This is a genomic window from uncultured Flavonifractor sp., from assembly GCF_944383115.1.
Taxonomy (GTDB): Bacteria; Bacillota; Clostridia; order Oscillospirales; family Oscillospiraceae; genus Flavonifractor.
Genome location: NZ_CALWOJ010000075.1, coordinates 1 through 10,032 on the forward strand (window position 1 = coordinate 1; position 10,032 = coordinate 10,032).

Below are 10,032 nucleotides of genomic sequence, written 5' to 3' on the forward strand. Positions count from 1 at the left end.
GCCGCCGAGAGCGTGGGCATCGGCGCCACCAAGTACAAGCTGATGGCCTTCGTCACCTCCGCCGTCATGGCGGGCGCCGCCGGCGTGCTGTACGCCATGAACTACTCCTCCGTGGCCCCCAAGAAGTTTGACTTCAACACCTCCATTCTGGTGCTGGTCTTCGTGGTGCTGGGCGGTATCGGCAATATCCGGGGTTCCATCATCGCCGCCGCCTTCCTCACCTACCTGCCCGAGCTGCTGCGTGCCATCAACCTGGATGAGTACCGGATGCTGGTGTACGCCATCGTGCTGATCCTGGTGATGATCGCCACCAACAACCCGGTACTGCGGCGCTTCTTCACCGGCATTGGGGACAGGTTCCGCAAAAAGCCGCCGGAGCAGCCGGCGCAGGAAGGAGGGATCAGCCATGAGTAAGCCCAAGCGTCCCGAGACCAAGCTGGTCCCGGTACCCAGTCCCAACATCATCCCCGAGCGGGACGTGAATCAAAGCCCCATTCTGGAGTGCCAGCACCTGGGCATCGACTTCGGCGGCCTCACCGCCGTCAATGAGTTCAACATGGCCATCGGTCGCACCGAGATCGCCGGCCTCATCGGCCCCAACGGCGCCGGCAAGACCACGGTATTCAACCTGCTGACCAAGGTGTATCAGCCCACCCGGGGCACCGTGCTGCTGGACGGCATCGACACCCACAACATGAACACCGTCCAGGTGAACAAGGCGGGTATCGCCCGTACCTTCCAGAATATCCGCCTGTTTGACAAGCTGACGGTGGAGGACAACGTAAAGATTGGCCTGCACAACCACATCCGCTACCCCATGTGGAGCGGGGTGCTGCGCCTGCCCAACTACTGGAAGAAGGAAAAGCTGGCCCACGAGAGCGCCCTGGAGCTGCTGCACATTTTCGACATGGAGCATCTGGCCAACGCCAAGGCCGGCTCTCTGCCCTACGGCGCTCAGCGCAAGCTGGAGATCGTCCGGGCTCTGGCCACCAACCCGTCCCTGCTGCTGCTGGACGAACCGGCGGCGGGCATGAACCCCTCCGAGACCGCCGAGCTGATGGACAACATCGTCAAGATCCGGGATACCTTCCATATCGCCATCCTGCTCATTGAACACGACATGAATCTGGTCATGGGCATCTGCGAGGGCATCTGCGTACTCAACTTCGGCCAGATCATCGCCAAGGGCACTCCCTCGGAGATCCAGAACAACCCGGAGGTCATCAAGGCCTATCTGGGCGACCAGAAGGAGGTATAAGCATGGCGGTATTGCTGGATGTGAAGAACATCAACGTATACTACGGCGCCATCCACGCCGTGAAGGACGTCTCCTTCCAGGTGGAGGAGGGGGAGATCGTCACCCTCATCGGCGCCAACGGCGCCGGTAAGACCACCACCCTCCAGACGGTGTCCGGCCTCCTCCATGCCCGCACCGGCTCCATCGAATTTATGGGCAAGCCCATTCAGGCGGTACCCGCCTCTAAGCTGGTGGCCCAGGGCCTGGCCCAGGTACCCGAAGGCCGGCGGGTGTTCCAGCAGATGACGGTGGAGGAGAACCTGGAGATGGGCGCCTTCACCCAGCCCAACTCCACCATCGCCCCCAACCTGGAGCGGGTATACGCCCAGTTCCCCCGGCTGAAGGAGCGCCGGAAGCAGGTGGCAGGCACTCTGTCCGGCGGCGAGCAGCAGATGCTGGCCATGGGCCGGGCGCTGATGTCCAATCCCAAACTGCTCATGCTGGACGAACCTTCGATGGGTCTGGCCCCCATCCTGGTGGAGCAGATCTTTGACATCATCAAAGAGCTGCACAAGGCGGGTACCACCATTTTGCTGGTGGAGCAGAACGCACAGATGGCCCTGTCGGTAGCTGACCGGGGCTATGTGCTGGAGACCGGCCGCGTCACCCTCACCGGCCCGGGCAAGACCCTGCTGGCCGACGAGGCGGTCAAGAAGGCCTACCTGGGTGGTTAAACCCTGACGCATATCAAAAGCGCGCTGCAAATTTGCAGCGCGCTTTTTTGCTGTTTGTGTAAATGGGTATGGCACAAATTAGTTTAGTGTGGTAAAATAATTGGGTAAATATTGGGACGCCTGGAAGAAGAGGGGTATGCAGCCGGCATCTTCTTTTGGGCTGCGCTGTCTGAAACAGGCCCTGACAAATCGGCCAGAGCCGTTTTTGGAGAAACCGCCCTCCATGCCGGGGCGAAGATCAAAAGGGAGGAAACCTGTATGAAAAAGACCCTGCGCAAGCGTATCCTGGCCGGCGCCGCCGTGGTCGCCCTGCTGTGCGGGACGGCTGTGGCAGCCAGCACCGTCACCACCAAGATGATCGAGGCCAACTATATGGGCATCAAGATCGTGGTGGACGGAGTGGAGGTCACCCCCAAGGACGCCAACGGCAAGGTGGTGGAGCCCTTTGCCAGCAACGGTACCACCTATCTGCCTGTCCGTGCCATCGGTGAGGCTCTGGGCAAGGAGGTCACCTGGGACGGCAGTACCGGCACCGTCTATGTGGGCGAGGTGCCCGGCCAGGCCACCGACTGGATGAAGAAGCTGCCCCCCTATCAGGTGAGTACCAACACCAAGATCTATGACGGCAGCGACCCCAAGAGCTATATGACCATCTCCGGCAACAAGATCGCCCAGGGTGTCCAGATGTCGGGCGGCTACAAAAATGCCGGCTACGCCATCTGGAACACCAATCTGCAGTATGAGTCCATGACCTTTACCGTGGGCCATGTGGACGGAACCAAAGAATACAAGATCAGCCTGGATGTGTACCTGGACGGCGAGCTGGCCGAGACCTACACCATCGATTGGAGCGACGCTCCCCAGACCATCACCATTCCTCTGGATCACGCCGCCAACGTGCGGTTGGAGACCCTCAATGTGGAGGGCACCAGCGGCTGGAACCATGAGTTTGGGCTCTACGACATTTCCTTCTCCTGAATTCCACCCACAAAGGGGCGCGCTGCCGATGGGCAGCGCGCCCCTTATTACGTTTGAAAAGATTTAACATTTTTCTGCTTTCTCTTCCCGGCATGACGTGTTACAATAAGCATATACAATGGAGTTTTATGGACTGTGACAGGAGGGAACGGACGGAACTATGCCGAATTACTACGCGCACCTGAAATTTGGAGATAAAGTTCTGGGCGGGCTGCCTCAGCCCCTGGCCCAGATGATTGACGAGGAGCGGGAGGCATTTGATCTGGGCTGTCTTGGCCCCGACCCGCTGTTTTTTTACCAGCCCATCCGCCCCAATGCCGTGAGGCGGGAGGGAGTGCGGATGCACCGCAATTCCGCGCTCCCCGCCGTGGAGCGGCTGCGCCAGGCCATTGAGGAGGGCGTGCCCATGTCGGTAGGCTATGGCGCCGGCTTTTTGTGCCACCTGGCTTTGGACAGCGCCTGCCACGGCTATGTGGACGAACGGGCCGCCGACGGCCCCATCTCCCACATGGCCATGGAGGGAGAGTTCGACCGCATGCTGATGGAGAGCGACGGCCTGGATACCGGCGCCCAGGCCCACCTGCCCGCCGCCCCGAAAAAGGGCAGCCAGGTGTGGGACGCCGCCGCCCAGGCCTACATCCATGCCTCTCCCCGGCAGGTTCGCCGGGCCTACCGGGCTATGAACTGGTATCTCAGCTTTTTTGCCCGCTCCTGCGGTACCCGGCGTGGCAAGGTCATCGGCGCCGTCAGCCGGATGCTGCCCATCCAGTCCGCCAAGGACGTGGCTCTGAAAGAGACCCCCCATCCCGCCTCCATGGAGAGCAGCGCCCACCTGGATCGTCTGCTGGAGGGGGCGGTGGACGAAACCACCCGCCAGATCGACGCCTTTTTCCAGGCCATCCGGGAGGACGCTCCGGTACCCGCCTGGTTCGACCGGGATTTCAAGGGTACCCCCCAGGAGGGCGGGAAGGACTGGACCGCTGCGTGCAGCGGTTCCCTGTCCTGACAACTGCATAGAAATGAAGCGGGCGGCCTTTATGGCCGCCCGATTTTTTTAAGACGGGTCCACCGCCTCCAGCAAAAAGGTGACCGGGCGGATGCCGTCGGTACAGCATACCACCGTGGCTCCCTCTTCCTTCTGCCAGGGGGTGTAGGTGGCTCCGCAGGACAGGGCAGAGACCGAGCGGTAAATGTCGATCCAGGCCCAGGGGCAGAACCCCGCCGGCATCTCCGCTCCGCCGGTATACAGAAACGTGTCTCCCTCCTCAAAGAAATCACAGACACATTCCTCCGGCGGCTCTGTCAGATAGCGGCGGACCAGATCGGAATAAAGCTGCTTGCGCAATACCGTAATTTTGACCTGCTTCACAGGGCGGCACCTCCTTATAAAGTCTGACCTTATTATAAATCGAACTGATGTACGAATCAAGGCGCGGGCAAGAACTGAAAGGAAAAAATTTAAAAAGGGGATTGACAACGGCGGTTAGTTGATGTAAACTCATACTCGATCAAGAGGTTAGCATAAGCTAACCGCAAGAAATGCCGCAGGCGGTCCAGCCGCCGCGGGGAGGGAGGAACTATGATGCCGCTGACACTGGCAAAACCGGGGGAGTCATTTACCATCCGCAAGATCACGGGTAAGGATGAGATCCGGCAGCACCTGGCGGAGCTGGGTTTTGTCATGGACGCCGCGGTCACCGTGGTCAGCGAGATGGGCGGGAACCTGATCGTACAAGTGAAGGACAGCCGCATCGCCCTGGACCGGAACATGGCCGGACGAATCATGATCTGAGAGGAGCAAAGCAATGAGAACATTGAAGGACGCCAAGGTGGGGGACACCGTGACGGTGGTGCGCCTCCACGGCGAGGGCGCGGTGAAGCGCCGCATCATGGATATGGGCATCACCAAAGGCGTGGCCATCCAGATCCGGAAGGTGGCTCCCCTGGGGGACCCTATGGAGCTGAACCTGCGCGGCTATGAGCTGAGCGTGCGCCGTGCCGACGCCGAAATGATCGAGATTTCCTGAGCCGCAGGGCCCATGCCCTCATCGGCCCGCCTTCCCCTCAGGGAAGGCTATTTTTCAGAAGGATGGTTAGTTTGCGCTAATCAAGAAGGGAGCAAGAAGATGGAGTTGAAGATCGCGCTGGCGGGCAACCCGAACTGTGGCAAAACCACCCTGTTCAATGCCCTGACCGGCTCCAGCCAATACGTGGGCAACTGGCCCGGCGTGACGGTGGAAAAGAAGGAGGGCAAGCTGAAGGGCCACAAGGATGTGGTGATCCAGGATCTGCCCGGCATCTATTCCCTGTCCCCCTACACCCTGGAAGAGGTGGTGGCCCGGAACTATCTGGTGAACGAGAAGCCGGACGCCATCCTGAATATTGTGGACGGCACCAACATCGAGCGCAACCTGTACCTCACCACCCAGCTCATTGAACTGGGTATCCCGGTGGTGGTGGCGGTGAACATGATCGACCTGGTGCGCAAGAACGGGGATGTAATCGATCTCCAGAAGCTGGGGGCCGCCCTGGGCTGCCAGGTGGTGGAGATGAGCGCCCTGAAAGGCGAGGGCGGCAAGGAGGCCGCAGAGCGGGCGGTGGCGCTGGCCAAGAGCAAGCGTGGGGGCGAGCTGCCCCATGTGTTCACTGGCAGCGTGGAACACGCCATCGCCCACATTGAGGAGTCCATTGCCGACCTGGTGGAGGAGCGGTATCTCCGCTGGTATGCCATCAAGGTCTTTGAGCGGGACGAGAAGGTGCTTGCCACCCTCAACCTGACCGGGGAGCTGAAGGAACACCTGGAGGCCCACATCGCCGACTGCGAACGGGAGCTGGACGACGACGCCGAGAGCATCATCACCAACCAGCGCTACGTCTACATCAGCTCCGTGGTGGGCAAGGCCGTGAAAAAGAAGAAGGCCGCCCATTCCATGACCACCTCCGACAAGATCGACCGGGTGGTGACCAACCGCATCCTGGCTCTGCCCATCTTTGTGGCGGTGATGATCCTGGTGTACGCCATCGCCATGGGCGGCAGCGCTTTTGCGCTGGGCACCAGGGCCACCGAGTGGGCCAACGACGGACTGTTCGGCGACGGCTGGTTTGTCCCCTTTACCGCCGACACCGAGGCCTGGGAAGAGGCCTCCGGCGCCTGGGAGGAGGCTTCCACCATGATCGCGGGCTATGAGGCCGGCGACAGCGAGGTCTACTTCTACGACGACGAGACCGGCGAGACCACCGTGGTGCCCGTCACCGAGGAGGCCTATCAGCAGGCACTCACCGTTCCCGAGCCCGACCCCAACGCCTACGGCACCTGGGTGCCCGGCCTGCCCGTGCTGGCCGAGGAGGCCCTCACCTCCTGGAATACCCACCCCGTGGTTCAATCCTTGGTTCTGGATGGCATTATCGGCGGCGTGGGCGCGGTGCTGGGCTTTGTGCCCCAGATGCTGGTACTCTTCCTGCTGCTGGCCCTGCTGGAGGATTGCGGCTACATGGCCCGCATCGCCTTTATTATGGACCGGATCTTCCGCCGCTTCGGCCTGTCCGGCAAGAGCTTTATCCCCATGCTGGTGGCCACCGGCTGCGGCGTGCCCGGCATCATGGCCTCCCGCACCATCGAGCAGGAGCGGGACCGGCGCATGACCATCATGACCACCGGCTTTATCCCCTGCGGCGCCAAGATGCCCATCATCGCCCTCTTTGCCGGAGCCCTGTTCGGCGGCTCCGCCTGGGTGGCTACCTCCGCCTACTTCATTGGCGTGGCGGCGGTGGTGATCTCCGGCATCATCCTGAAAAAGACCCGGGGCTTTGCCGGTGATCCCGCCCCCTTCGTTATGGAGCTGCCCGCCTACCACGCCCCCGCTGCCGGCAATGTGCTGCGGGCCATGTGGGAGCGTGGCTGGTCCTTCATCAAGCGGGCCGGTACCGTCATCCTGCTTTCTTCCATCATTCTGTGGTTCCTCCAGGGCTTCGGCTTCGTGGATGGCGTGTTCCAGATGGTGGAGGACAACAACGACTCCCTGCTGGCCGCTGTGGGCCACGCCGTGTCCTTTATCTTCGCGCCCCTGGGCTTCGGCTTCTGGGAGGCCACCGTGGCTGTGGTCACCGGTCTCATCGCCAAGGAGGAGGTGGTTTCCACCTTCGGCGTGACCTTCGGAGGCAACCAGACCCTGGAGATCGCCGCTCACTTCACCGCCATCTCCGCCTACTCCTTCATGATCTTTAACCTGCTGTGCGCCCCCTGCTTCGCCGCCATGGGCGCCATCAAGCGGGAGATGAACAGTCCCAAGTGGACCCTGGCCGCCATCGGCTATATGTGCGGCTTCGCCTATGTAATCTCCCTCATCGTCTACCAAATCGGTGGTCTCATCCTGGGCCAGGTGGCCTTCGGTGTGGGCACCGTGGCCGCTATCCTCTGCCTGGCCGGCCTCATCTACCTGCTGGTGCGGAAAAACAAGTACGAAGAAACCACCCTCAACCTGCGGGCTGTGGCAGCTGCAAAGTAAGCCTGGCCCATCCCTGTGAAAGGAGCAGTCCCAATGCTGTCTACCATATTGATCAGTTTTGCCATCCTGGCAGCCTGTTTCGCCATCACCTATCGGGGCGTCCGCAACAAACGCCAGGGCAAGAGCGGCTGCTCCTGCGGCGGTTCCTGCGGCAGCTGCGGATGTTCCGGCCTGTGCCATTCCCACTCCAAACCCCAGAACACACCCTAGAAAGGAGTTCGACATGGAACTGACCAACACCAACATCCGGTACCTGTTGGCCATCTATGACCTGTCCTTGGTCCGGCTGGAGGTGTCCTCCAAGGACATCGCCAAGGCCCTGACGGTCTCCCGGGCGTCTGTCACCAGCATGATGACCAGTCTCATTGACAAGAACCTGGTGGACAAGGAACGCTACGGCAAGATCCACCTGACCGGCCTGGGCCGCACCCTGGCCCGGGAGCTGGCCGGCCAGGCCGGCCAGCTGGCCCGTGACCTCCAGACCAGGATGGATCTGTCCGGAGAGGAGGCCTGGAAGGCGGCCTGTGCCGCCGTGTCCGAATTGCCTCGCCGCTGCTTTGCGCAGCCGCTGACAGCGGTCCCTCTGCCCGCCTGAGTTTCCTTTCCCCTCAGCCCGCCCGCCGGTACTGCCGGCGGGCGGGCCTTTTTGTGCAAAAAGGCGGGGGCGGCAGGCTTGAAATGCCTGCGGCGGGTATGATATAGTATCAGAGTATGTATTTGGGCGGGAGGCGCTTTTTCTTGTTTGACGGATTACTCTTTGACCTGGACGGCACCCTGTGGGATTCGGTGGATTCCATCTGTCGGTCCTGGAACTGCGCGCTGGAGCGGATGGCGCCCCAGTATGCCGGGCTGGTGACCCGGCCCCGGCTCATCGACTGCATGGGGATGCTGCTGCCCGACATTGTGAAGAAGCTGCTGCCCGGCGCCGACCTGCAGCAGCTGGCCCCGGCCATGAAGGCCATGATGGAGGAGGAGAACGCTTATGTGGCGGTCCACGGCGGCATCCTCTATCCCAAGGTGCCCGAGACGCTGGAGATCCTGGCCCGGGATTATCCCCTGTTTATCGTCAGCAACTGCCAGGACGGCTACATCGAGGCCTTTTTCCAGGCCCACGGCCTGGGGAAGTTTTTCACTGACTATGAGAATCCCGGCCGCACCGGCAGGCCCAAGGGGGACAACATTGCCCTGGTGGTACAGCGCAACGGCCTGAAAAAGCCCCTGTATATCGGGGACACCCAGGGGGACTGCAACGCCGCCACCCAGGCGGGGGTGCCTTTCCTTCACGCCGCCTACGGCTTCGGCCACATCGACCATGACGTGCCCCATGTGGACGCCTTCGGGGATATCCCGGCGGCGGTGGAGCGACTCAGTCCGCCGTAAGAGGAAGCGGGGCGTCGGGGACGCCGCCCCCTACGAATGGATATTTGACATTTTAACAAGGAGGAACCATACCTTGTCTCAATACGAAGCTGAAATCAAGCGGCGCAGAACGTTCGCCATTATTTCTCACCCTGACGCCGGTAAGACCACCCTGACGGAAAAGTTCCTGCTCTACGGCGGGGCTATCGCCCAGGCCGGCCAGGTCAAGGGCAAGAAGAACACCCGTGCCGCCACCTCCGACTGGATGGAGATCGAGAAGCAGCGCGGCATCTCGGTGACCTCCTCCGTCATGCAGTTCCAGTATGAGGGCTACTGCATCAACATCCTGGACACCCCCGGCCACCAGGACTTCTCCGAGGACACCTACCGCACCCTGATGGCCGCCGACTCCGCCGTCATGGTCATCGACGCCGCCAAGGGCGTGGAGGCCCAGACCCGCAAGCTGTTCAAGGTGTGCGCCATGCGGGACATCCCCATCTTTACCTTCATCAACAAGATGGACCGTGAGGCCCGGGACTCCTTTGAACTGCTGGAGGAGCTGGAGAAGGAGCTGGGCATCGAGACCTACCCCGTCAACTGGCCCATCGGCTGCGGCAAGGACTTCAAGGGCGTGTACGACCGGGGCAGCCGGAAGATCATCCACTTTACCTCCAACGGCGGCGCCAAGGCAGCCACCGCCACCGAGGTGGAGCTGGGCGACCCCAACCTGGACAGCCTGATTACCGAGCGGCTCCACCAGCAGCTTACCGACGAGATCGAACTGCTGGACGGCGCCGCCGCCGAGTTTGACCTGGACCGGGTACGCCACGGTAAGCTGTCCCCCGTGTTCTTCGGCTCCGCCCTCACCAACTTCGGTGTGGAGCCCTTCCTGGAGCATTTCCTCCAGATGACCACCGCGCCCCTGCCCCGAAAGGCGGGGGACGAGGTCATCGACTCCATGGACGACAACTTCTCCGCCTTCGTGTTCAAGATCCAGGCCAACATGAACAAGGCCCACCGGGACCGGATTGCCTTCATGCGCATCGTCTCCGGCAAGTTCGAGGCGGACAAGGAGGTCTACCACGTCCAGGGCGGCAAAAAGATCCGCCTGTCCCGGCCCCAGCAGCTGATGGCTGCCGAGCGTGAGATCATCGAGGAGGCCTACGCCGGGGACATCATCGGCGTGTTCGACCCCGGTATCTTCTCCATTGGCGATACC

Annotated in this window: 13 protein-coding genes; 12 read left to right on the forward strand and 1 reads right to left on the reverse strand. The window is 61.6% G+C overall.

Annotation, left to right across the window (positions count from 1 at the left end):
* From Q0K43_RS08380 to Q0K43_RS08400, 5 genes are all read left to right on the forward strand, one after another.
* Positions 1 to 414: branched-chain amino acid ABC transporter permease (locus Q0K43_RS08380; protein ID WP_297290103.1), on the forward strand; the 414-nt coding region annotated here is incomplete at its 5' end.
* Positions 407 to 1,258 (forward strand): ABC transporter ATP-binding protein, encoded by an 852-nt coding sequence (locus Q0K43_RS08385; RefSeq protein ID WP_297290104.1) that lies wholly within the window; start codon positions 407 to 409, stop codon positions 1,256 to 1,258. The genes Q0K43_RS08380 and Q0K43_RS08385, both read left to right, overlap by 8 nt.
* Positions 1,259 to 1,269: 11 nt before the next feature.
* Positions 1,270 to 1,971: an ABC transporter ATP-binding protein gene (locus Q0K43_RS08390; protein ID WP_366086215.1), complete on the forward strand. Its 702-nt coding sequence runs from the start codon at positions 1,270 to 1,272 to the stop codon at positions 1,969 to 1,971.
* Positions 1,972 to 2,229: 258 nt separating this feature from the next.
* On the forward strand, positions 2,230 to 2,949 hold the full coding sequence (locus tag Q0K43_RS08395; protein WP_297290106.1) for a copper amine oxidase N-terminal domain-containing protein: 720 nt from the start codon (positions 2,230 to 2,232) through the stop codon (positions 2,947 to 2,949).
* 160 nt (positions 2,950 to 3,109) lie between these two features.
* On the forward strand, positions 3,110 to 3,955 hold the full coding sequence (locus Q0K43_RS08400; protein ID WP_297290107.1) for a zinc dependent phospholipase C family protein: 846 nt from the start codon (positions 3,110 to 3,112) through the stop codon (positions 3,953 to 3,955).
* 48 nt (positions 3,956 to 4,003) lie between these two features.
* Here the strand turns inward: Q0K43_RS08400 and Q0K43_RS08405 are convergent, their stop codons facing one another.
* A complete protein-coding gene (locus Q0K43_RS08405; RefSeq protein WP_297290108.1) occupies positions 4,004 to 4,318 on the reverse strand; it encodes a TIGR04076 family protein in 315 nt (104 codons plus the stop codon).
* Positions 4,319 to 4,528: 210 nt separating this feature from the next.
* Here Q0K43_RS08405 and Q0K43_RS08410 point away from each other — a divergent pair, with 210 nt between their 5' ends.
* The 7 genes from Q0K43_RS08410 to Q0K43_RS08440 form a co-directional block, all read left to right on the forward strand.
* Positions 4,529 to 4,741, forward strand: a complete 213-nt coding sequence (locus tag Q0K43_RS08410; RefSeq protein ID WP_297290109.1) for a FeoA family protein — start codon at positions 4,529 to 4,531, stop codon at positions 4,739 to 4,741.
* Between the two features lie 13 nt (positions 4,742 to 4,754).
* Complete coding sequence (locus Q0K43_RS08415; RefSeq protein WP_297290110.1) at positions 4,755 to 4,976, forward strand: FeoA family protein; 222 nt, start codon at positions 4,755 to 4,757, stop codon at positions 4,974 to 4,976.
* Between the two features lie 99 nt (positions 4,977 to 5,075).
* Entirely contained in the window at positions 5,076 to 7,454 is a 2,379-nt protein-coding gene (locus Q0K43_RS08420; RefSeq protein ID WP_297290111.1) for a ferrous iron transporter B, read from the forward strand.
* A gap of 33 nt (positions 7,455 to 7,487) precedes the next feature.
* Entirely contained in the window at positions 7,488 to 7,664 is a 177-nt protein-coding gene (locus tag Q0K43_RS08425) for a FeoB-associated Cys-rich membrane protein (RefSeq protein ID WP_297290112.1), read from the forward strand.
* Between the two features lie 13 nt (positions 7,665 to 7,677).
* Complete coding sequence (locus tag Q0K43_RS08430) at positions 7,678 to 8,049, forward strand: metal-dependent transcriptional regulator (protein WP_297290113.1); 372 nt, start codon at positions 7,678 to 7,680, stop codon at positions 8,047 to 8,049.
* 143 nt (positions 8,050 to 8,192) lie between these two features.
* Positions 8,193 to 8,834: an HAD family hydrolase gene (locus Q0K43_RS08435; protein WP_297290114.1), complete on the forward strand. Its 642-nt coding sequence runs from the start codon at positions 8,193 to 8,195 to the stop codon at positions 8,832 to 8,834.
* A 73-nt stretch (positions 8,835 to 8,907) separates the two neighbouring features.
* On the forward strand, positions 8,908 to 10,032 hold a 1,125-nt coding region (locus Q0K43_RS08440; protein WP_297290115.1), incomplete at its 3' end, for a peptide chain release factor 3.

Coding starts and splice junctions, on each gene's coding strand:
- Q0K43_RS08385 (WP_297290104.1), top strand. CDS start 407: ATGAGTAAGCCCAAGCGTCCCGAGACCAAGCTGGTCCCGGTACCCAGT.
- Q0K43_RS08410 (WP_297290109.1), top strand. CDS start 4,529: ATGATGCCGCTGACACTGGCAAAACCGGGGGAGTCATTTACCATCCGC.
- Q0K43_RS08420 (WP_297290111.1), top strand. CDS start 5,076: ATGGAGTTGAAGATCGCGCTGGCGGGCAACCCGAACTGTGGCAAAACC.
- Q0K43_RS08415 (WP_297290110.1), top strand. CDS start 4,755: ATGAGAACATTGAAGGACGCCAAGGTGGGGGACACCGTGACGGTGGTG.
- Q0K43_RS08430 (WP_297290113.1), top strand. CDS start 7,678: ATGGAACTGACCAACACCAACATCCGGTACCTGTTGGCCATCTATGAC.
- Q0K43_RS08395 (WP_297290106.1), top strand. CDS start 2,230: ATGAAAAAGACCCTGCGCAAGCGTATCCTGGCCGGCGCCGCCGTGGTC.
- Q0K43_RS08400 (WP_297290107.1), top strand. CDS start 3,110: ATGCCGAATTACTACGCGCACCTGAAATTTGGAGATAAAGTTCTGGGC.
- Q0K43_RS08425 (WP_297290112.1), top strand. CDS start 7,488: ATGCTGTCTACCATATTGATCAGTTTTGCCATCCTGGCAGCCTGTTTC.